Origin of the sequence: Streptomyces sp. So13.3 (assembly GCF_005860785.2) — a bacterium.
In the GTDB taxonomy this organism is placed as follows: domain Bacteria; phylum Actinomycetota; class Actinomycetes; order Streptomycetales; family Streptomycetaceae; genus Actinacidiphila; species Actinacidiphila fildesensis.
The window spans coordinates 7,387,545-7,409,379 of record NZ_CP048835.1 but is presented as its reverse complement, the minus strand read 5'-3'; the positions used below and the strand labels follow the sequence as shown (position 1 = coordinate 7,409,379).

Below are 21,835 nucleotides of genomic sequence, written 5' to 3'. Positions count from 1 at the left end.
CACGCGTCGCACGCTCTCACTCGTACTCGGTGCCGCCCTTGCGGGTCAGATAGGCGTCACTGACGACCTTGGCGATGGCCCGGCCGCCGACCACCGGGCTGTAACGGTCGTCGGCGGTCCGCACCACGACGCCCTCGCGCACATGCAGTCCGCGCCCCGACACCGTCTCCGCGCCCTGGGCCAGCTTCAGCGCCGTGTCCAGATCGAAGGGGCCGCTGAACAGGACGGGCACCAGCGGCAGCTCGCCCGCCAGCAGTTCGTGCGGATCGAGCCAGCGGACCTGGCCGTCGATCTCGGCCGACACGTCGAAGGCCGCGAAGGCGGGGACGTCGCGCCGGCCGTCCTCCCCGTACCCGAGGTCCTGCACGCCGGCCCCGTAGACCTCACCGAAGATGCCGACCCGGGACGCGTCGAGCCGCGCCGCGAGCCGGGCGGCGACGGCGGGCAGGCCGTGGCCGCGCACGGCGCGCCAGTACAGGTTGCCGTCGGCCTCCTGGAGCGCCAGCCGCTGCGAGCCCAGGCCCTTGGACGTGACCTGGATCCGGCCGGTGTCCGCGAAGTAGCTGAAGCAGCAGGCGGTGCCGTGCAGCTTCTCCGTGATCACCACCTGGTCGCCGGGCGCGAAGATGTCCGGATAGCGCTTGAGGTTCTCGATGTCGGTCCACGGCAGCAGATCCGGCGCGGCCTCGACGTCGCCGCTCATCGACACCGGGATCGGCGGCACCCATTTGACGATGCCCAGCCGCTCCGCGAAGTCCTCCCCGTCAGCGGCGGCCTGCTCCAGATCCGTGCCCGCGAGAGCCTCCGGCCGGCACACGATGCCCTGCGAGAGCTCACCGCGCAGCCGCACCGCCCGCACCCGGTTCGCAGCCGACCCCGCAAGCCTGCCGGTCAGCCCCAGCTCCCCGATGAGCGCGTCCGGCAGCACGGCCTGCTCGGGTATGTACACCGCGAACTCACCCGTCCGGTAGGCCCCCTTCGCCACGACCGCCCGATAGAGCCCGACCTGCGCCAGCTCCAGCGCGTCCGCGTTCGGGTGCTCGTGGATCGTCAGCCGCTCGGCGCTCACACGCAGCGTGGACATGCGGCAACCCTCCCCCGCCGTTCGTCAAGGAGCCGGCGAACGCGGGCTCCTGGCACCACTCTGGCTGCCGGAACGCCGCCTCGGCCAGCGATTTCTTGGACCGGCGCGACGGCCGGCGCCCACCCTGCGAGAAGACTTGACGTGTGTGCGAGTCTCGGACGGTGCGATACATCATCATCAGTGCCGGCGCGATCGGCGGAACCATTGGCGGCAGGCTCTTCGACAGCGGCCGGGAGGTCGTCCTCGTTGCGCGGGGTGCGCATTACGAGGCGCTGCGGGACGGCGGGCTGCGGCTGACGTTGCCCAGCGGGTCGCTCAAGCTGCCGATCCCGGTCGTCGACGGGCCGAAGGCCCTCGAACTACGCGCGGACGACGTCCTGGTGCTCGCCGTGAAGACACAGGACAGCGTCGCGGCGCTGGACGCGTGGGCCGGGCGGCCGGTCGTGGGCGGGGGTACGGCGAGCGATCGGCTGCCGGTGGTGTGTGCGCAGAACGGGGTCGCGGGTGAGCGGCTCGCGCTGCGGCGGTTCCGGCGGGTGTACGGGATGTGTGTCTGGTTGCCGGCCAGCTATCTGGAGCCCGGGTCGATCGAGGCGTCGTGCGCGCCGCTGACCGGCATTCTGCACATCGGCCGCTTCCCGGCGGGAGCGACGGGCACATCGGGGGCCGACCCGTTGGCGGAGCGCATCGCCACGGATCTCAAGGAGTCGGGCTTCGACGCGCCCACACCGCCCGATGTGATGCGCTGGAAGTACGGCAAGCTGCTCAAGAACCTCGCCAACGCGCTGGAAGCCACCTGCGGCCCGCTCGACGGCGACGACGCCCACGACGTGTTGCGGCGTGCTGTCGCGGAGGGCGAAGCGGTGCTGGACGCGGCCGGTATCGACCGGGCGAGCGACGCCGAGCAGACGGCGGCCCGGGGCGACCGCATCCAGCTCCAGCCCCTCAACGGAGTGACCCGCGGCGGCGGTTCGTCGTGGCAGAGCCTCACGCGGGGCTCGGGCTCCATCGAGGCGGACTACCTCAACGGGGAGATCGTGCTGCTCGGCCGGATGGCCGGCATCGACACTCCGGTCAACGCGGCGCTCCAGCGGATCGCCAACGCGTTCGCCCGCGAGGGCCGCCGGCCCGGGGAGCTCACGATCCCCGAACTGACGGCCCTCATCGACTCCTACGAGCGGACCCAACGGGACTGATGGTGTCCTCGCACCGTCAGAGCTCCGCCGCCGGACGCATCCGGTAGTCGTACGCCTCCGGCAGCGGGTGCTCGGCGCGCGCCCGCTGCTTGATGTCTGCGGTCACCGGGCCGTCGCCGGCGATCAGCCGCTCCGCGATGGTGTACCAGGTGTCGCTGAGCGACTCCTCGCCCTCGCGGAGGTCGTCGACGACGAAACCCGCGTCGAAGATCGCCCGCGCGGCCGGCACATCGCCCTGCGCGAGCAGCACCTGTGCCTCCAGCAGCCGGAACCGGCCACGCCCGGCGTGACCCGGTACGTGCTCGTCCAGGACGAACGCCGCGTCGTCGGCGCGGCCGACCGCGAGCAGCGCGGTGACCGCCTCCCGGGCGAGCCCGGCCGAGGCCGCCCACCAGGCGTCGTCGTCGAGCACCTCGTGGTGCGCGATGTCGGAGGCGGCCAGGAAGCGGTCGGCGGCCCGTTCGAGGTGGCCGCCCTCCTGGTCGGCGACGGCGAGACAGCGCAGCACCGGCCAGGTCTCGTGCTGCGCGGCGGAGCGTTCCCAGCTCCTGATGGCCTGGGCGCGGTCGCCCGCGTGCCACTGGGCGACGCCGAGGAAGTAGTCCCGGTACCACTCGTTCCCGTCGTAGGTGTCCGCGGCCTCCAGCAGCTCGCGCCACTCCGGCGCCACGAGCGCGGGGCCGGGCGGCGCGTCCGCCGCCGGCCTCGGGAACATGCCGGCGACCAGCAGCTCCAGCCAGGGCTTCTGCTGCGCGCCCAGCGTCGCGGGGTCGAACGGTGTACCCGGCAGCGCGAACCGGGCCCGCTCGACCTCGAGCGCTCCCCAGCCCGAGCCGGTGGCGATGACGTCCTTCGGCTCGGTGTCCGCGTGCGGCAGCCAGGCGGCGTAGGCGGCGTCGACGTCCGCGCGCGGCAGGACGCTCTCCAGCCGGTCCTCGACTGCGGCGCGGGCCGCGGTCCAGTCGTCGCCGTGGACGGCGGCCGGGTCGGCGGCGAGCGGACCGTAGGCCTCCAGCCAGGAGAACTCGGCGCCCGCCTCCATCGGTATGTGCTCCAGCTGGGTACGGGCCAGGCCCGCCTGGATCTCCAGGTAGCCGCCGGTGCCCGGCTCGGTGAGCCACTGCTGCCAGCGGCGGCCGCCGCGCCCGTTGCCCCAGAGGAAGAGCTTGCGGCCGCGCAGCCGGTCGGTCGAGGTCTGGACGAGGCCCTGGCCGGCGTCGTCCAGGGCGGTGACCCAGCGGCGGTTGCCGTCCGCTACTTCGTAGAAGTAGTCGGCGGGGTGCTCGGACCGGGTCGGGTACGTGACGTCCGTACCGTCCCCTTCGGGCACCGGTACGCGCCGCAGCGAGCGGGCGTAGCCGAAGTGCCACGCCTCGTCGGCGGGGGCGAGCACGCGCGTGCCGTCGGTCTCCGGGACGGCGATGTTGGACCACCAGTAGACCGGCACCGTGCGGTGGTGCGGGTTGCGGATCCGGACGCCCACGTACAGGAAGTCGGAGTCCTCCGGCAGCCACATGTCGATCTGGAACGGCAGGTCCCGCAGCCGCTCCCACTCCCACAGCCGCAGCATCTCGCCGCCGTCGGGGGCGGGTACGCGGGCGGCGTGCAGGGGCGCGCAGGTGAGGGTGGTGTGTCCGGTCGCCCCGAGGTTCCATTCCACGCCGCCGGAGAACCAGGCCCCGGCCAGCCCGAAGTCGGCCGGCTGGACGACGGGGTTCCGGTAGAGCAGCTCACGGCCGGTGGCCTTCTGCACGAGCGAGTGCAGCCGGCCGCCGAGACCGGGCAGGACGGTGGCACGTACCCGGTCGTTCTCGATGACGACGGCCTCGAACTCGGCGGGGGCGCGCTCGCGGCCGTACCCGTCGAGGAGCCGTACCGGCAGGACGGAGTGCAGCGGCGCGTAACCGACCTGGCGTGCCATGTCGGCCGGGAGTCCGGCGCGTTCGCGCGGATCGAGCTGGTGCACCTCGTCGAGGGCGCGCAGCGCGGGCAGCGGGTTCTCGGGGCCGATCGGGGCAGCCGGGATGGTCACAGCGATACGTCGCACGGTCGTAGCCAAGGCCACCTCATCCAGTCACGCGGGGCCGCCGGGGAACAGGCGGCCGTCTGATGACCATGGAACAGGGTTACGGCGCCGCTGAACAGGCCCTGCCTCGGTCAGGGTTGGGCAAAGCCCACGCAATCGGTCAGAAGATCGACTGCCCGGGACCGTCCCCGACCGTCCCGGCGAGCTTCCCGGACGGTCCGGGAGACGTCCCGGACCGTCCGGAAACCGTCGCGTTCCACGACAGGCCGTGCACGGTGATCGCCACGTAGGGTGGTCGCATGACGGAAGCGAATCCCGACACCGAGCCCGCGCACGACCCCGAGGTGCTGCAGTTGGCCGGCCAGGTCTTCGACCTCGCCCGTGAGGGCGGAACGGCGACCCTCGCCGCGTATGTGGACGCTGGCGTCCCCGCGAATCTCACCAATGACCGGGGCGACACGCTGCTCATGCTCGCCGCCTACCACGGGCACGCCGACGCCGTCGCCGCCCTGCTGCAGCGCGGCGCCGACCCGAACCGGCCCAACGACAAGGGCCAGACCCCGCTGGCCGGAGCGGTCTTCAAGGGCGAGGACGCGGTCGTCCACGCGCTGGTGGCGGGTGGCGCCGATCCGTCCGCCGGCACGCCCAACGCCATCGACACGGCCCGTATGTTCGGCAAGGACGAGCTGCTGAAGCTCTTCGGCGCGCAGTGATCCCCACGGGGATTCCGACCTGACGAGGCGGTGGCCGCCCTGTGCGTGACGGCCACCGCTTCACTCACATCAGTCAGCTGATTTCTTCGGTGCGGGTGGTGAGTTGTTCGGCTCCGCGGGTGGTCAGGGAGCCGTGCAGGCGCAGGCGGGAGATGCCGCCGTCGGGGAAGATGTCGATCCGCACCCGGGTGGCCGGAACCGGGTTCACCAGGAAACGGTGCACCGTGTCGGGCTGCAGCTTGGTCCGCGGCAGCAACTGCGTCCACTCATCCGAACCGTCGTCCTGCACGAACAACGCCGCCCAACCCGCCGAGTTCCCCTTCAAATACGCGGTATCGATCTCCACCGCACGAATCACACCCTGCGCCACCAACCGGTACTGCACCCAGTCATTGCCCTTGTCCCGACGACGACGCGTCTCCCACCCGTCATCCATCTTCCGCGAACGCCCCGGCAGGATCGTGTTGACCGGCGAGGAGTAGAAACGGTCCGACGCGTCCTCGACCGTGCCGCCGTTCTCCAACGCCACCAGGTCGAACGTGCCCAACTCCGCCAACCACCCCGGATCCGGCGCCACCTCCCCGTACACCCGCAACCGGGCCACACCACCGTCCGGGTGCTGGTTGAGCCGCAGATGCGTGAACCGGCGATCCACCTCCACCGTGAACCCGTTCGCCGCATGACCACCCACCGGGGTCCGCGGCACGATCGTGGTCCACTCCACGCCCTCCGCCAGCAGATCCTGCGGCGACGCCGACAGTGAGTGCGCCGTCGCCTCGACCGACACCGACTGCGGGTAATTGCCGCGGAAGTGCGCGGTGTCCACGACGATCCCGCGGATCACACCCGGCGCGCCGAGCCGGATCAACGCCCAGTCGTGGTCCGCGTCGACCGGATGCGGGGCATCCGTACCGGTGCCCCGGCGGCGGCGGGTCTCCCAGCCGTCCATGATCTTGCCCTTGTGCCCGAAGTGCTCCGGATCGAAATGCGCCGGCTCCGGGATCAGCAGATTCTCCCGCTCCGCGAAGAACTCGTCATTCGCCGCGATCACCCCCGCACCCAACCGCCGATCCGCCAGATCCACCAGATCCGTGAACGGCAACTCCGCACGACGATAATCCCCATACGGATCACCCCCACCGAACGGCCGCGCATCACCGGTGAACGAAGTCGAGGACAGGGCGGAGGAAGAGGTGCCGGAAGGCGTCTTTGATGTCGTCATACCTCTACTGTGAGCCGACGACACCGTTCACGTCCATCGAAAGTTTCTGAACCATACTTTCAGTTCAACTGAACGTTTCTAGCCGGCGTCCACGGGCACCGCGGGCTCCTCCGCCACCTGCCGCAGCACCCGGATCACCCGCCGCAGCAGCGGCCCGTCCTCGGATCCGCTGCGCACCACGCCCACCACGTGGCGGCGTGGCCGGTCGGCGTCGAGCGGGCGGATCGCGACGTGCTGCCGCTCCCCCACCGTCGCCATCCGGGGTACCAGGGCGACCCCGAGGTCCGCGGCGACCATGGCGAGGATCGCCGACCAGTCGGTCGCCGCGTGCGCCTGTTCCGGGACGAATCCCGCGTCGGCGCAGGCCGCGAGGGTGATCTCCCGCCAGGGGCCGCTGCTGCCGAAGATCCACGGTTCCTGGGCCAGGTTCGCCAGCCGCAGGCCCGGCCGCGCCGCCCAGGAGTGGCCGGCGGGCAGTGCCACGTCGAGCGGATCGGTGAGCAGCGCGATCCGGTGGAAGCGCGGGTCCCGCGCCGAGGGCGCGTGCACCGCCAGCGTCACGGCGAGATCCACGTCGCCGCCCGCCAGCTGCTCGTAGACCTCGGCGGCCTCGGCCTGCCGGACCGACAGGGTGATCCGCGGGAAGTCCTGGCGCAGCAGCCGGGACGCGGGGACGACCAGCCGGGTGATGGCCGTGGCGATGGCGCCGACCCGGACCTCGCCGGCCTCGCCCTGCGTGTAGCCCTCCAGCTCGGCTCCGGCGCGCTCCAGCTGGGCGAAGACCACGTCGGCGTGGCGCAGCAGGACGTGGGCGGCACCGGTCAGCCGGACGCCCCGGCCCTGTGCCTCGATCACCGGGGTGCCGGCCTGCTTGGAGAGCGCGGACAGCTGCTGCGAGACGGCCGACGGCGTCATCCGCAGTGCGGCGGCCGCCGCCGTGACCGTCCCGGTCTCCTGCAGAGCCCGGAGGATCTGCAGTTTCCTCAAATCCCAGTCCTTCATGAAGGCAGCCTAAACAGCCGGATGCCTCCACCAGGACGCGGACCTACGCGGCGGCGGGCCGCCGGCGCGGCGCGGGGCGGCCACCGCGGCCGCGGCTGCCGTACGAGGTGCGCCGCACGCGTTCGGCCGCCGGGGGCGCCGCGATGACGACCGGCACCCCGGAGGGCTCCTGCGCGCCGGTGATCCGGGCGAGCTCGTCGTCATCCGCGCTGACCTGGGTCGTCTGCGGGGTGATGCCGGCGTGCGACATCAGGCGCGCCATCTCGCGGCGCTGGTTGGGCAGCACCAGTGTGACGACGCTGCCGGACTCACCCGCACGGGCGGTACGGCCGCCGCGGTGCAGGTAGTCCTTGTGGTCGGTGGGCGGGTCCACGTTGACGACGAGGTCCAGGTTGTCGACGTGGATGCCGCGGGCGGCGACGTTGGTCGCGACCAGGACCGTCACATGTCCGCTCTTGAACTGGTCCAGGGTGCGGTTGCGCTGCGGCTGCGACTTGCCGCCGTGCAGCGCGGCGGCCCGGACACCGCTGGCGAGCAGGTCCCGGGTCAGCAGGTCGACGGCGTGCTTGGTGTCCAGAAACATCAGCACCCTGCCCTCGCGGGCCGCGATGCGCCGCGTCGTGGCCTGCTTGTCCGCGCCGGCCACGTGCAGGACGTGGTGCTCCATCGTGGTGACCGTGTTGGCCGAGGGATCCACCGAATGGACGACGGGATCGGTCAGGAACTGGCGCACCAGCCGGTCGACGTTGCGGTCCAGCGTGGCGGAGAAGAGCATCCGCTGACCGTCCGGGCGCACCTGCGCCAGCAGGGCGGTGACCTGCGGCATGAAGCCCATGTCCGCCATCTGGTCGGCCTCGTCGAGCACCGTGATGGCCACGTGGTCGAGCCGGCAGTCGCGGCGTTCGATCAGGTCCTTGAGCCGGCCGGGTGTCGCGACGACGACCTCGGCGCCGCCGCGCAGCACGCCGGCCTGGCGGCCGATCGACATGCCGCCGACGACGGTGGCCATCCGCAGCCGCAGCGAGCGGGCGTACGGGGTGAGCGCGTCGGTGACCTGCTGGGCCAGCTCACGGGTCGGCACCAGCACCAGGGCGAGCGGCTGCCGCGGCTCCGCGCGCTTCCCCGCGGTACGGGCGAGCAGCGCCAGGCCGAAGGCGAGGGTCTTGCCGGAGCCGGTGCGTCCACGGCCCAGCAGGTCCCGGCCGGCCAGCGAGTTCGGCAGCGTCGCGCCCTGGATGGGGAACGGGACCGTCACCCCTTCGTGGGTGAGCGTGTCGAGCAGCTCGGACGGCATGTCCAGATCTGCGAACGACTCGACCGGGGGAAGGGACGGCGTGGTGCTGACGGGGAGGGCGAACTCACCCGGTGTCGCCATGGGGCGGCGGCGCGGCGCGGACTGGCTGCGGGAATACGACGGGCGATTGCGCGCGGGAACGGAGCCTGAGGAGCGGTACAAAAGAAAGCCTTCCTCGGAACGGCACGTGTCCGGGAAGACTCCGCAAAATGAAAACCGGGCGAAGAATCGCAAAAACGAGCCAAAGCAATACCGGAAAAAACGAATTGGGGCCCGCACCCTCAGGTGCGGGCCCCAACTACGTGGTGCGCGTCAAACGTCAGGCGGGAACGATGTTCTCGGCCTGCGGGCCCTTCTGGCCCTGCGTGACGTCGAAGGTCACCTTCTGGCCTTCCTGGAGCTCACGGAAGCCCTGGGTGGCGATGTTCGAGTAGTGGGCGAAGACGTCAGCGCCGCCACCGTCCTGCTCGATGAAGCCGAAACCCTTTTCCGCGTTGAACCACTTCACGGTGCCAGAAGCCATGTCAATCTCCTCAATAGGTGCAGAGCCGGAAATCTGCACTGCGCAGATTCCTCGTCGCCGCATTGTGCCCATCCGGAGATGACCGGTAAAAACAAGAGTGCGCCTGAGGGTTACATCCCGTCAGGCGCACACAAAGTTCATGGGTACCAAAACTGCAACTGGGATCAAGGTAGCACGGCTGCTGCCCGTATGGGGGCTTCCACGGTGTCCCTCGGAGTGGCGCGGGAAGCCTCGCGCGTAGACCGCGCGCGCAGCGCGCGCGTCGCGCGGGAACCAAAGCGTGCGAGCTGCTCTCCTAGAAGGTGCCTTTCGTCCTCGATCTCGCGTTCGGAGCATTTCCACGATGGATGCGCGTCCCCGGCGTCACCGCCCCCTGGTCCTGCCCGTAGCCGCCGTGCTGCTCGCGCTCGCCGCTCTCGCGGGCTGCGGCTCCTCCGGCGACGGGGGATCCGCCCCGGCGAACGACCACCTCTCGACCGGCGCGGGGAAAGGCGACGGCAAGGGCGGCCCGCGGACGCCGGGCCCCGCGCCGACGCCGTCGAAGGTGCTGCTGCCGACCGGACCGAAGGCGGAGCTGAAGCTGGCGCGGTCGACGAAGGCCGGCCCGATCATGGTCACCTCGGTGCGTGGGGCGAAGTCCGGCGTCACCGGGAAGGTCTGGGTCTGGCTGCCCCCGGAGTACAGCGACCCCCAGTACGCGACCTACGGCTTCCCCGTCGTGATGATGTACGCGGGCGGCCAGAGCAACGGCTACAACACCTGGACCGATCCCCAGCTCCCGATCCAGGAGGCCGACGCCAAGCTGAGCAAGCAGGGCAAGGCCCATCCGTTCATCATGATCATGCCGGTCCAGAACTTCAATTCCCACGAGAACGCCGCTCTGGACTGCAGCGACATCCCCGGCCAGCCCAGGATGGGCACCTGGATGGCCAAGGACGTCCCCGACTTCGTGAAGGCGAACTTCCGCACTCTGCGCAGCCGTGACGGCTGGGGCGTCATGGGCGCCTCCACGGGCGGCTTCTGCAGCGCGAAACTCGCCCTGCAGCACCCCGACGTCTTCAAGGCCGCCATCCCGATGGACGCCTACTTCGACCCGGACTCCCGGCTCTGGAGGGGTCACGAGGCGGACCGCCTCGCCAACAGCCCCAACACCCTCGTCAAGCAGGGCAGGGCCGACGTCAGCATCCTCGCCACGGCGGGCAGCGGCGAGGCGTACGAGACCAACCTGGTCAAGACCTGGGTGAAGAAGGCCGTCGCCCCCGTCAAGATCGAGTACTACGAGCTCCCCGGCGGCCGGCACTACACCTCCGACTTCAAGAAGCTCATCCCCCGCGCCCTGACCTGGTTCACCGGCAAACTCGCCGGCCCGACAGCCTAGGACGGACGGCGCACCCTCACAGCCAGCCGCGGCGGGCGGCTATCGCGCCGGCCTGGAAGCGGTTGGCGGCGCCCAGGAGGTCGTGGAGACGGCTGATGCGGCGGCGCATGGTGCGGACGGACCAGCCGAGCTGCCGGGCTATCGCCTCGTCCTTGAGACCGCTCACCAGGAGGGTCAGGACCAGCCGGTCCTCCTCGTCGAGGGGGTCGTCGGCCGGGGCGTTGAGGGGCAGGGCCTGCTTCCAGCACATCTCCCAGTAGTCGGTGAGGGCGTCGAGCAGGGTGGACGGCCGGATCACCGCGGCGCGGACGTCGTTCAGGTCGAGGGAGAGCGGCATCAGGGCGAGCCTGCGGTCCGCGATGGCGAGTTTGATGCGCAGGCCGGGCAGGACCCGGGCCTGTTCACCGTGCCGGACCAGCTCGCGGATGTCGTCGAGGACGCCCGGCCACTCCAGCGCCTCGGGGGCGTAGACCGCGCGGTACCGGACACCGCGGCCGAGCGCCGTGGCCTCCACCGGGTTGGAGGTGGTCAGGGCGTACGGCGGCCGGTCCAGCGTCATGACGTCCTCGCGGGCCTCCTGTTGGAGGCGGACGAACCAGCGGCCGAGGGCCTCGCTGCCGGTGGTGATCTCCACCTCGTCCTCGTCGGTCGCGCCGGTGCGCGCGGCGGCGAAGAGCCGGGACAGCTCGGCGGCGGCCGAGCGGACCCGTTCCAGGTCGTTGCTCCTGGCCCGCACCAGCGCCTCGACCGCGGCCCCCGGCTCGATCGCGGCGTACCGGCGACGGGCGCCGGCGAGCCGGCCGACCAGCCCGTGGTCGCGGAGCCGGTCCAGCGCTCTGGCGACCCGCTCGGCCGAACAGCCGAGGTCAGCGGCGAGTTCGGCCGGCGCCGCCGTACGCCGGGTCAGGACGGCGCGGTAGACGCTCTCGTCGAACGGATCGATGCCTGCCGCCGTCAGTTCCGGCGTCTCGGGAGTCATGAACGGATGGTGGCCCAGTTGTGCCAGCGGCAGCAATGGGCCACGAAGATTCATTGTGCGGCAAGTGCCCATACCACTAGGACCTTTACGTATGGCAATGAACTCACGAAGATCTCGTCATGCCGGTCTCGCCGCCGTCGTGCTCGCCGGCACGTTGGCGGCGATACCGGGTGCCGCCACCGCGTCCACGCCCGACCCGTCGCAACGAGTGATCGTCGAACTGTCCGGGAACGCCGCGGTCACCGCCGCGCCCGGTGGCTCGCTGCTGTCCGCCGAGGCCGCCCCCGGCGTCGGCGCCGCCCGCCGCGCGCTGGACGCCCGGCAGGAGACCTTCCTCGGCTCGGCGAAGAACGCCGGGCTGCACCCCTCCTCGACCCGCAAGCTCGGTCTGCTCATCGACGCGGTCGCGATGACGGTGCCGGGGTCCGAGGTGGCGCGGCTGGCGAAGCTGCCGGGCGTCACCGCCGTCCTGCCCGACACCCGGGTGCTGGCGAAGACGGACGTGAGCGTGCCGCTGATCGGCGCGCCTGACGTGTGGCAGCGCAAGGACGCCGCCGGCAGCCGCGTCACGGGCAAGGGGACCACCGTCGCGATCCTGGACAGCGGGGTGGACTACACCCACCCCGATCTGGGCGGCGGACTCGGCAAGGGCCACAAGGTCGTCGGCGGGCACGACTTCGTCAACGGTGACGAGGACCCGATGGACGACAACGGCCACGGCACCCACGTCGCCGGCATCATCGCGGGGAAGGCCGCCGGGAAGGGCGGCATCACCGGCGTGGCGCCCGACGCGAACCTGCTGGCCTACAAGGTGATGGACGCCGAAGGATCCGGCTACACGTCGGACATCATCGCCGGTATCGAGGCGGCGTCCGATCCGGCCAACCCGCACCGCGCCGATGTCATCAACATGAGCCTCGGCGGCCCCGGCGACGGCACCGACCCGCTGGGCCTTGCCGCGACCGCGGCCGTACGGGCCGGTGTGGTCGTGGTGGCCGCGGCCGGCAACGACGGCCCGGGCCTGGGTACGGTCAGCAGCCCCGGCACGGCCGACGGGGTGATCTCGGTCGGCGCGTCGACCAGCAATCTCCGGCTGCCCAGCGCGTATCTGGCCGGCAAGAAGCCCGAGTTGATCCAGACCTACCGCGGCATCCTGTCCGCGAATCCGCCCCAGCGCCCCGTCACCGCGCAGCTCGTCGACGTCGGTGAGGGCACCGCGGAGGACTGGGAGCGGGTCGGCGACGTCCGCGGGAAGATCGTGCGGGCCCAGTTCCTCGTCGCCTCCGACGTCCAGGACCTGTCGGGCAGCGCCGTGGAGTGGGCGCAGGAAGCGGAGAAGCGCGGCGCGCTCGCCGTGCTGGCCGGCCTGCCCACCAACGACGGCCCGGTGTTCGCCGCCGGAACGCCCGGAGCGGGTGTGGTCCAGGTGCCGTCCTCGCCCGCGCGGATCGACGCCTCCGGTGACTCGTTGCGCATGGACCACCTGGTGGTCATGGGCATCGACGCGACCCAGTACACGGAGTTGAGCTCCCGGCTCGCCGCCGGGAAGGTCTCGGTGACGCTGCAGGGCACCGACACCACCGACCAGATCGCCTCGTTCTCGTCACGCGGCCCCACGCAGAGCTTCGGCCTCAAGCCCGATCTGGTCGCGCCCGGTGTGGAGATCCGTTCCACCATCCCCAAGTCGCTGTACAAGCCCGGCCAGTACCGCATGTCGGGCACGTCGATGGCGACCCCGCACGTCGCCGGCGCGGCGGCCCTGCTGCGCCAGCTGCACCCGGGCCAGGCGCCCGCCGAGGTGAAGGCCGCACTGGTCGGCACCGCGAAGCCGCTGCGCGACAGCGGAGCCACGGCGCAGGGCTCGGGCCGGCTCGATGTGGCCGCGGCCGCCTCGGCCACGGTCAGCGCCTCACCGGCGTCCGTGTCCTTCGGACTCGCCGATCTGTCCCGGCGTGACGTCGGCGGCACCGCGAAGGTGACGCTGCGGAACTCCGGCAACCGGCCGGTCACGACCATGCTCAGGACCGACGGGCCGGCCACGGTCTCGCCGCAGCGGGTCACCGTACCGGCCAGGGGGACCGCGACCGTCACGGTCTCGCTGCGCGTCGACCGCCCGTCCGGCAACACCGAGATCAGCGGCCGCCTCACGGCGACCCCGGACCGGGGACCGGCGATCGGGGTGCCCTATCTGCTCGCCGTCCGGTACCTGGCCGTCCAGGCCGCGCCCGACCCGAGCGACGGTCACTCGACCGTGCACATCGCCCCGCCGACCCGGCTGGCCGCACCGCCGGTCGTCACCGTCACTCCGCCGCGCGGCAAGGCCTTCGACGTCACCTCCCACCTCGACCCCGCCACCGGCTACTACCAGGCCGAGGTGACCGGCAGCGTGGCCGGCGCCTACCGGGTCTCGGTGCGCGGCACCGCCGGCTCCGGGCAGCGCCTCATCGGCTCCAGCGCCTTCGAGGTGACCCCGGTCGACACCCGCAAGAACCGCTGGGAGCCGGTCGGTCCCAACAGCGAGGCCGGCTGGGTCGCCCTCTCGCCGAACCGGCCGGGACAGGCCGTGCTCACCCAGTACCAGAAGGCCGCTCCCTGGCTGACCACCGACAACGGCGCCACCTGGCGCCAGTTGAGCCGGCTGCCGGTCGCGGACGGCACCGGACCGCTCCTGGTCGACGCGAAGAATCCCGACCGCTGGTGGTACGCCGTGAACAGCGTTCACGACTTCAGCCGCCAGGGCGCCATCCTGCGCACCGATGACAACGGGCGGACCTGGCGCAAGCTCGGTGTCCCTGACGCCCGCATCACGGCGTTCACCGCCGATGAGCAGACCCGCACGCTGGTCGCGGTCGCCTCCGGCTCACTGCTGGTCAGCACCGACGCGGGCGAGCACTGGACCACGTACCCGACCGGCGTCACCGGCGACATCACCGGCGCCACCGTCACCGGTGACACCCTCTACATGACGACGCCCCGCGGCGTCTGGACCCGTTCCGGCATCGGCTCGGGCAACCCCGGCGCGGCACGCCGGCTGTTCGACGCGGTCAACAAGAACGTCGGCGGGCTGGCCGCCGACTCCTCGGTCGTGGCGGTGTACGTCCTGGGCACCGGAGTCGTCGGTTCCCACGACGGCGGGAAGACCTGGTCCACCCTGCTGCCCATGCCGCTCGGCGGTCTCGGCCTGACCGTCTCGGGCGGCGACCTGTACCTGAGCACGCTGACCGGCAGCGGCCGGCTCAGCCACGACCAGGGACGGACGTGGACCACGGTCGCGGCGCCGGCGCGCGCGGCGGTACCGATGGACTACGACCGCTGGAGTGACGGATCCGTCACCGTCTCCATGGAGCAGGACGGCCTCTACCGGGGTGCCGCGAACGGCACCGGATACCGGCGGATCGGCGTCCAGGGACTGACCGTCAACGATCTCGCGATCACCGGCGGCCATCTGCTCGCCGCCACCGACAGCGCGATCTACCGCACCGCTCTTCCCGTCGCGAGCCCCGAATGGGGCCAGTCCGGCGGCGAGGGCAGGGTCGGCGTCAGGGTCTCGCAGCTCGCGCTCTCGGCCAAGGAGCCGAACGTGATCTGGAAGGTCCGGCGCACCGCGGTCGGAACGTTCGTCGTCGAGCGCAGCGCCGACGCGGGCGCCACCTGGGAGGTGCGCGGCACGTCGTCGGAGGTGCCGACCGCGCTCCTGGTCGACCCCGCCGACCCGAAGCGGGTGATGGTCAGCTTCCGGAGCCTGCTGGGCCAGGGGCTGTTCGCCACCACTGACGGCGGCGCGACGTGGAAGAACCTCTTCCACGAGCGTTCCTTCGACACCATCGTGGGCGATCCCGCCAATCCGCTGCGGCTGTGGCTCGGCAACTCCGCCGGGCTGTACCGGTCGGACGACGGCGGGGTCACCGTCACCAAGGTCGCCGACGGCCCGGTGACCGCGATCGACCTCGACGGGAAGCGGCTCGTCATCGGCGGCGAGAACGTCCGCGTCAGCACCGACGGCGGCCGCACCTTCCGCACCGCGGACACCGGCGCCCTCGCGATCCACGTCTCCGACCTGCTGCGGGTCGGCGACACGCTCTACGCGGCCACCAACCGCTCCGGGGCCAGTGGCCTCCTGCAGGGCGGCCGCGGCGTACTGCGCAGCACCGACCACGGTCTGAGCTGGCACAACATCTCCACCGGCCTGCAGAACACCGACACCACGCATCTGGCCGCGACCCCCGACGGCCGCACGCTCTACGTCGGCACCACCGACGGCGGCGTCCACCGCCTCAACCTCCACCGCTGACCCCCGACCCGCACGAAGGAGCACCACAACTGAGCACCACGGCCCGGCGCCCGGACGGAACTCCGTCCGGACGCCGGGCCGGCCCGTTGTCGGAGGCATCGCCTACGGTGATCGGTATGGGGACGGGGATCGAGTACGTACGGGGAGACGCGACAACGCCGCTGGGCAAGGGGCCCAAGGTGATCGCGCATATCTGCAACGACCTGGGCGGTTGGGGCAAGGGTTTCGTGCTGGCCGTCTCACGGCGCTGGCCGGAGCCGGAGCGCCAGTACCGGCGCTGGCACCGGGAGCGCGCGGCCAACGACTTCGGGCTCGGAGCCGTGCAGCTGGTGCAGGTCGACCGGCTGGTGTGGGTCGCCAACATGGTGGGCCAGCGCGGGATGCGCACCGGCAGCAAGGGTGTTCCGGTGCGCTATGAGGCCATCGACGCGGCGCTGGAGAAACTCGCCGGCGAGGCGGCCGGGCTCGGGGCCTCGGTTCATATGCCGCGGATCGGCTGCGGGCTGGCGGGCGGGCGTTGGGAGCGGGTGGAACCGCTGGTCCAGGCGCGGCTCGCGGACCGCGGGGTCGCGGTGACGGTGTACGACCACGACTGAGCGCCGTATCGGGAGCTCGGCGCCCGCGGCTCAGTGTTTGGCGCGGCTCGGCTGTACCCGTTTCGGTTCGCCGGCCATTTTCGGGTGCTCGGGCGGGTAGGGGAGGTCGCCCGCGCCGTGGTCCCGTTCGTCTCGGGCGGCGAGGTCCAGGGCGGGGGTGATGTCGAAGGCGTGGTCGTCCATGTCCGCGTGGAGGTCACCGACCTCCGCGTAGCGGGCCGGCATCGAGACGAGGTCGAAGTCCCGCGGCACGGCGGTGTCCAGTTCGTCCCAGAGCAGTGGCGCGGAGACCGGCGCGTGCGGGAAGGGGCGGACGGAGTAGGCGGAGGCGATCGTGCGGTCGCGGGCCATCTGGTTGTAGTCGACGAAGATCTTCTCGCCGCGCTCCTCCTTCCACCACGCGGTGGTGACCTGCTCCGGCATCCGGCGCTCCAGCTCGCGCGCGATGGCGATGGTCGCCCGGCGGACCTCGACGAAGGTCCACCGAGGGGCGATCGGGATGAAGACGTGCATGCCGCGCCCGCCGGAGGTCTTGGGCCAGCCGCGCAGGCCCATCCCCTCCAGCACATCGCGGAGCTCGTGCGCGGCGCGCACCGCGTCGGCGTAGTCGGTGCCCGGCTGCGGGTCGAGGTCGATGCGCAGTTCGTCGGGGTGATCGGTGTCCGCGCGGCGCACGGGCCACGGGTGGAAGGTCAGACAGCCGCGGTTGGCGGCCCAGAGCAGTGCGCCGACCTCCGTCGGGCAGGTCTCGTCGGCGAAGCGTCCGCTGGGGAAGGCGATACGGGCGGTCGGGGTCCAGTCGGGGAGGTCCTTCGGGGCGCGCTTCTGGAAGAACGACTCCCCGGCGATGCCCTCGGGGAAGCGCTGCAGCGTCGTCGGGCGGTCGCGCAGCGCCCGCAGGGCGCCCTCGCCGACGGCCAGGTAGTAGTTGGCGAGGTCCAGCTTGGTGAGGTTCCGCTCGGGGAAGTACACCTTGTCCGGGTGCGTCAGCCGCACCGTCCGCTCGCCGATCCGCAGCTCCAGCGCTTCTGCCATGCCTCCACGCTAGGACCGCTTCCGGGCGCGCGCCTCCGGGGCCGGCACGGCGCCCGCGCGGTGGCCGGAGAGGCGCCGGGGCGTGGGCGGCCGCACACTCGGACCATGGAGCTTCCCGTGATGCCGCCGGTCAAGCCGATGCTGGCGAAGGCGGCAGCGCGCATTCCGGCCGGGATGCAGTACGAGGCCAAGTGGGACGGATTCCGCGCGATCGTGCACCGCGACGGTCCCGAGATCGTGATCGGCAGCCGCAACGGCAAACCGCTCACCCGGTACTTCCCCGAGCTGGCGAGCGTGCTGCTGGAGCAGCTGCCGGACCGCTGCGTCGTGGACGGCGAGATCATCATCGTCTCCGGCGACCGGCTGGACTTCGACGCCCTGCAGGAGCGCATCCATCCCGCCGAGTCACGGATCCGGCTGCTCGCCGAACGCACCCCCGCCTCCTTCGTCGCCTTCGACCTGCTCGCCCTCGGCGACAGCGCACTGCTGGACACCCCGCTGCGGGAGCGCCGTACCGCCCTGGAGGAGGCCCTGGCGGGGGTGACCGCGCCTGTGCACGTCGCCCCGGTGACGATGGACCTGGCGGTGGCCGAGGAGTGGTTCAGCCGCTTCGAGGGCGCCGGCCTCGACGGCATCGTGGCCAAGTCGCCGGAGCTGCTCTACCGCCCGGACCAGCGGCTGATGGTGAAGGTCAAGCACGAGCGCACCGCCGACTGCGTCCTGGCCGGTTACCGCGAGCACAAGAGCGGGCCCGTCATCGGCTCGCTCCTGCTCGGGCTCTACGACACGGACGGCCGGCTGCAGCACGTGGGCGCGTGCGCGTCCTTCCCCATGCGCCGCCGCGAGGAGCTGATGGCGGAGCTGGCCCCGCTGCGGATGGCCGATCCGGACGAGCACCCCTGGGCGGCGTGGAAGGACCAGGAGGCGCACGCGACCGACCGGATGCCGGGCGCTCCCAGCCGGTGGAGCGGCGCCAAGAACCTGGAGTGGACACCGCTGCGGCCCGAGCGGGTGTGCGAGGTCGCCTACGACCACATGCAGGGCGACCGCTTCCGGCACACGACGCAGTTCCGCCGCTGGCGTCCGGACCGGGATCCCGACAGCTGTACGTACGCCCAGCTCGACGAGCCGGTCCGCTACGACCTCGCGAGCGTCCTGGCGTCCGGCTGACCCGACAGGCCGGCTGATCCGCTCAGTGGTCGGAGCTCAGTGGTCGGAGCTCGGTGGTCGGAGCTCGGTGGTCGAAGCTCAGTGGTCGAAGCTCAGTGGTCGAAGACCACCGTCACGGGCGCGTGGTCGCTCCAGCGCTCGGGGTGCGTCTCGGCCCGCTCCACCACGGCTGACGTGGCCTTTTCCGCGAGGCCCGCGGTGGAGACGTGGTAGTCGATCCGCCAGCCCGCGTCGTTGTCGAAGGCCCGGCCGCGGTAGGACCACCAGGAGTAGGGGCCGGTGGCCTCGGGGTGGAGCCGGCGGACCACGTCGGTGTAGCCGCCCTGCTCGAAGACCTTGCTGAGCCAGGCGCGTTCCTCGGGGAGGAAGCCGGAGCTCTTCTGGTTGGCCTTCCAGTTCTTGAGGTCGGCCTCGCGGTGGGCGATGTTCCAGTCGCCGCAGACGAGCACTTCCCGGCCCTCGGCGGCGGCACGGGTCCGGAGCTCCGAGAGATGGACGAAGAATTCGGCCATGAACCGCTCCTTCTCCGTCTGGCGCTCGGTGCCGACCTCACCGGAGGGCAGATAGAGGCTGGCGACGGTGATCCCCGGGAGATCGATCTCGAGGTAACGGCCCGAGCTGTCGAATTCGGCGGAGCCGAAGCCGATCTGGACGCGGGTGGGCTCGCTGCGGCTGTAGATCGAGACACCGGCACGGCCCTTGGCGGCGGCCGGGGCGTGGAAGGCGGACCAGCCGTCCGGCTCGCGGACCTCGTCCGGGAGCTGGTCGGCCTCGGCACGTACTTCCTGCAGACAGACCACGTCGGCGGTGGTGGCCGCCAGCCAGGGCAGGAACCCCTTCTTGGCGGCGGCGCGGAGCCCGTTGACATTCACGGTCGTCACAGTCAGCACAGCATGCTCCCGTATTGCGGATATCGGCGCAGGGCAGCCTACGCGACCGTGACGTGCGCGGATCGGGCACGGGGCGGCGGGCACGGGGCGGGCCCGCAGGCGTACGCACGTACGATGCCGTGGTGGAGATTCGAATCAGGCGCTACGACCACCCCGACGCGGTGAAGCTCAACGACCGGGTGCAGCTGGAGTACGTCGAGCGGTACGGCGACGGCGATCTGACCCCGATGGACGCCGCCCAGTTCGACCCGCCCCGGGGCCTGTACCTGGTGGGGTACGTGGACGGGGAGGCGGTCGCCAGCGGCGGCTGGCGGGCGCAGGACGAGTCCCCGGAAGGGCACTCGGACGGCGACGCCGAGCTCAAGCGGATGTACGTGGTGGACGAGGCCCGGGGCCGGGGGCTGGCGCGGCGGATACTCGCCGAGTTGGAGGCGAGCGCGGCGGCGGCCGGGCGGTCCCGGATGGTCCTGGAGACCGGTACGAAGCAGCCGGAGGCCATCGCGCTGTACGAGTCGTGCGGCTACACCCCGGTGACGAAGTTCGGGCTCTACCGGTACGAGGAGCTCAGCGTGTGCCTCGGCAAGACGCTCCAGGGGCGCACGTCGGCCGACGGGGCCTGAGCCGGTCCCCGGTCGTCCTGAGCCGCTCCCGTCCCCCGGATCACTTCTTGCGGCGGGAGAAGTAGGCGCCGCAGATTCCGCCGATGACGGCCATCGCGAGCAGGGCGAGCCACAGCGGCATCGTCACCTCGGGAACGATCAGCCGGATCTTGACCTGCCGGGTGTTCTCGAAGATGAACACGAGGCCGAGCACCGCCAGTGCGGCGACCACGATCCGGCCCGGCGTGACCAACTCCCGGCCGGACTTCCTGCTGGACGTCGACTTGTCGGCACTCACCGTGGGTCACCTGCTTTCCGGTCGACTGTCACCCCCTGTGTTCAGCATCGCGGTCTTCGGGTCCCGGGGGGCGGTCGGCTGCTCCGTTCGAGTGACGGTGCCGAGCAGGCGCAGCGCCGCCTCGGAGGAGGAGCCCGGTTCGGCGCTGTACATCAGCATCCGGTGCCCCGAGTCGTCCGGGACCTGCAGCATCTCGAAGGAGAGCTCGAGCGGGCCGATCGTCGGGTGGTGGAACGCCTTCGCACCGTAGGTGCAGCTGTTCACCGGGTGGCGTGACCACAGGGCGGCGAACTCGGGGCTCTTCATCGACAATTCGCCGATCAGCTCGGCCAGCCGCCGGTCCTCGGAGTACTGCCCGGCTGCCAGCCGCAGCGAGGCGACCGCGCGCCGTGCCTCCTCGTCCCAGCGCGGGTACAGCTCGCGGGTGTGCGGGTCGAGGAAGAGCAGCCGCTGCAGGTTGGGGCGGTCGGCGGGGCGCTCGGGGCTCCACGCGTCCAGGTGCCCCGCGGTCAGCGCGTGTCCCAGCGGATTCCACGCCAGCACCTCGAACCGCCGGTCCACGACGACGACGGGCACATCACTCATCGCCGCGATCAGCTGCCGCGTCCCCGGCCTGGCGCTGTCGGGACGCTCGGCCGGGCGGCGCTTGGTGCGGCCGGGGCGGGCCAGATTGCGCAGGTGCGTGTGCTCGTCCTCGGTGAGGCGCAGCGCGGCGGCGAGGGCGTCGAGCACCCCTTCCGAGGCGTTGTTGCTCTGTCCCTGTTCCAGCCGGGTGTAGTACGCGACGCTCACGCCGGCGAGCTGCGACAGCTCTTCGCGGCGCAGGCCCGGTACCCGGCGCCGGGCGCCGTAGGAGATCAGTCCGACGTCCTCCGGCCGCAGCCGGGCGCGGCGGGTGCGCAGGAATTCGCCGAGTTCCGCGGGAGTGTCCATACGGATCAGTCTCCCCCGCCCGCGCGTTCGGAGCCTGTCCCTGCCAGTAGCAGGCAGAGCCGCGGGGGTGGGGGGAGGCGCCGCTCCGGCCCCGCGGCCGGCTCCGTCAGGTGCGCCCTTCGCCGTCCTGGGCCTGCTCCAGCAACGGTGCGGACTCCATCCAGCGGGCCCGCCGTACGGTGAATCCGGCGCCCTTGTACGCGTCGCAGACCTGCTTGTCGTCGTCGACGACCAGGCGGATCTCGCCCTTGCGCGCCAGCCGCCGCAGGAGTTCCAGCTTGGTGACGCGGGCCGGCCGGCGGTCGTTGTCGGTCCGCATCCACACCCGGCCCGGCGGCAGCCCATGGCGTTCGAGCCAGGCCGCCGTGTCACGGCGGCAGCGTTCCGGCCGGCCGGTGACGTACTCGATATCGCATGCGACGGCGGTTTCCAGCGCCAGTGCCACGCCCTCCGCGAGCGGGGGGTCGTCCACCGCGGCCGCGAAGAAGGCGGCCCAGTCCTTCGGCTGCCGCTCCAGGTGGATCAGCCGGTGCCGGGTGTCGCAGAGGGTGCCGTCCAGGTCGAAGACCGCCAGCGGACGGCTCGGATTTAGTTCATCGTTCACTT

The 21,835-nt window shown here is 71.7% G+C and carries 20 protein-coding genes; 7 read left to right on the top strand and 13 right to left on the bottom strand.

The features are described 5' to 3' along the window. Positions 1-16: 16 nt before the first annotated feature. On the bottom strand, positions 17-1,084 hold the full coding sequence (locus C8250_RS33160; protein ID WP_138355694.1) for an RNA ligase (ATP): 1,068 nt from the start codon (positions 1,082-1,084) through the stop codon (positions 17-19). Between the two features lie 161 nt (positions 1,085-1,245). Between C8250_RS33160 and C8250_RS33155 the strand changes: the two genes are divergently transcribed. Next, a complete protein-coding gene (locus C8250_RS33155) occupies positions 1,246-2,280 on the top strand; it encodes a 2-dehydropantoate 2-reductase N-terminal domain-containing protein (RefSeq protein ID WP_138355693.1) in 1,035 nt (344 codons plus the stop codon). Positions 2,281-2,296: 16 nt separating this feature from the next. Here C8250_RS33155 and C8250_RS33150 read toward each other — a convergent pair whose 3' ends face one another. Both C8250_RS33150 and C8250_RS33145 read right to left on the bottom strand, forming a co-directional pair. Continuing rightward, a complete protein-coding gene (locus C8250_RS33150; RefSeq protein ID WP_138355692.1) occupies positions 2,297-4,339 on the bottom strand; it encodes a DUF5107 domain-containing protein in 2,043 nt (680 codons plus the stop codon). Positions 4,340-4,466: 127 nt separating this feature from the next. After that, positions 4,467-4,607, bottom strand: coding sequence for a hypothetical protein (locus C8250_RS33145; RefSeq protein WP_164295626.1), 141 nt, complete (start codon positions 4,605-4,607; stop codon positions 4,467-4,469). Between C8250_RS33145 and C8250_RS33140 the strand changes: the two genes are divergently transcribed. Continuing rightward, positions 4,606-5,019, top strand: coding sequence for an ankyrin repeat domain-containing protein (locus tag C8250_RS33140; protein ID WP_138355691.1), 414 nt, complete (start codon positions 4,606-4,608; stop codon positions 5,017-5,019). The two genes, C8250_RS33145 and C8250_RS33140, sit on opposite strands and share 2 nt — an antisense overlap. Before the next feature lie 73 nt (positions 5,020-5,092). Here C8250_RS33140 and alc read toward each other — a convergent pair whose 3' ends face one another. The 4 genes from alc to C8250_RS33120 form a co-directional block, all read right to left on the bottom strand. Continuing rightward, entirely contained in the window at positions 5,093-6,199 is a 1,107-nt protein-coding gene (gene alc, locus C8250_RS33135; RefSeq protein ID WP_244809889.1) for an allantoicase, read from the bottom strand. Between the two features lie 120 nt (positions 6,200-6,319). Next, complete coding sequence (locus C8250_RS33130) at positions 6,320-7,243, bottom strand: LysR family transcriptional regulator (RefSeq protein ID WP_138358982.1); 924 nt, start codon at positions 7,241-7,243, stop codon at positions 6,320-6,322. A gap of 43 nt (positions 7,244-7,286) precedes the next feature. Continuing rightward, complete coding sequence (locus tag C8250_RS33125; protein ID WP_232486282.1) at positions 7,287-8,699, bottom strand: DEAD/DEAH box helicase; 1,413 nt, start codon at positions 8,697-8,699, stop codon at positions 7,287-7,289. Between the two features lie 157 nt (positions 8,700-8,856). Beyond that, positions 8,857-9,060, bottom strand: coding sequence for a cold-shock protein (locus C8250_RS33120; protein ID WP_069779708.1), 204 nt, complete (start codon positions 9,058-9,060; stop codon positions 8,857-8,859). A 343-nt stretch (positions 9,061-9,403) separates the two neighbouring features. On the opposite strand from C8250_RS33120, the gene C8250_RS33115 reads away from it, so the two are divergent. Then, positions 9,404-10,438, top strand: coding sequence for an alpha/beta hydrolase-fold protein (locus C8250_RS33115; RefSeq protein ID WP_138358978.1), 1,035 nt, complete (start codon positions 9,404-9,406; stop codon positions 10,436-10,438). 16 nt (positions 10,439-10,454) lie between these two features. Here the strand turns inward: C8250_RS33115 and C8250_RS33110 are convergent, their stop codons facing one another. After that, on the bottom strand, positions 10,455-11,417 hold the full coding sequence (locus tag C8250_RS33110) for a helix-turn-helix domain-containing protein (RefSeq protein WP_198359525.1): 963 nt from the start codon (positions 11,415-11,417) through the stop codon (positions 10,455-10,457). Positions 11,418-11,514: 97 nt separating this feature from the next. On the opposite strand from C8250_RS33110, the gene C8250_RS33105 reads away from it, so the two are divergent. Then, a complete protein-coding gene (locus C8250_RS33105) occupies positions 11,515-15,708 on the top strand; it encodes a S8 family serine peptidase (protein ID WP_187145065.1) in 4,194 nt (1,397 codons plus the stop codon). Between the two features lie 116 nt (positions 15,709-15,824). Then, positions 15,825-16,304 carry a macro domain-containing protein gene (locus C8250_RS33100; RefSeq protein ID WP_138358972.1) on the top strand — a complete coding sequence of 160 codons (480 nt, stop codon included), beginning with the start codon at positions 15,825-15,827 and terminating at the stop codon, positions 16,302-16,304. A 30-nt stretch (positions 16,305-16,334) separates the two neighbouring features. Here the strand turns inward: C8250_RS33100 and ligD are convergent, their stop codons facing one another. After that, entirely contained in the window at positions 16,335-17,339 is a 1,005-nt protein-coding gene (ligD, locus tag C8250_RS33095) for a non-homologous end-joining DNA ligase (protein WP_138358970.1), read from the bottom strand. 105 nt (positions 17,340-17,444) lie between these two features. Between ligD and C8250_RS33090 the strand changes: the two genes are divergently transcribed. Further along, positions 17,445-18,509 carry an ATP-dependent DNA ligase gene (locus C8250_RS33090; protein WP_138358968.1) on the top strand — a complete coding sequence of 355 codons (1,065 nt, stop codon included), beginning with the start codon at positions 17,445-17,447 and terminating at the stop codon, positions 18,507-18,509. Positions 18,510-18,601: 92 nt separating this feature from the next. On the opposite strand, the gene C8250_RS33085 is transcribed toward C8250_RS33090, so the two are convergent. Continuing rightward, complete coding sequence (locus C8250_RS33085) at positions 18,602-19,399, bottom strand: exodeoxyribonuclease III (RefSeq protein WP_138358966.1); 798 nt, start codon at positions 19,397-19,399, stop codon at positions 18,602-18,604. Between the two features lie 122 nt (positions 19,400-19,521). Between C8250_RS33085 and C8250_RS33080 the strand changes: the two genes are divergently transcribed. After that, positions 19,522-20,019: a GNAT family N-acetyltransferase gene (locus tag C8250_RS33080; RefSeq protein ID WP_138358964.1), complete on the top strand. Its 498-nt coding sequence runs from the start codon at positions 19,522-19,524 to the stop codon at positions 20,017-20,019. Between the two features lie 40 nt (positions 20,020-20,059). On the opposite strand, the gene C8250_RS33075 is transcribed toward C8250_RS33080, so the two are convergent. From C8250_RS33075 to C8250_RS33065, 3 genes are all read right to left on the bottom strand, one after another. After that, a complete protein-coding gene (locus C8250_RS33075) occupies positions 20,060-20,296 on the bottom strand; it encodes a DUF1049 domain-containing protein (protein WP_138358962.1) in 237 nt (78 codons plus the stop codon). A 6-nt stretch (positions 20,297-20,302) separates the two neighbouring features. Next, on the bottom strand, positions 20,303-21,229 hold the full coding sequence (locus C8250_RS33070; RefSeq protein ID WP_138358960.1) for a helix-turn-helix transcriptional regulator: 927 nt from the start codon (positions 21,227-21,229) through the stop codon (positions 20,303-20,305). A gap of 106 nt (positions 21,230-21,335) precedes the next feature. Then, positions 21,336-21,833 carry a hypothetical protein gene (locus C8250_RS33065; RefSeq protein ID WP_138358958.1) on the bottom strand — a complete coding sequence of 166 codons (498 nt, stop codon included), beginning with the start codon at positions 21,831-21,833 and terminating at the stop codon, positions 21,336-21,338. Positions 21,834-21,835: the final 2 nt, after the last annotated feature.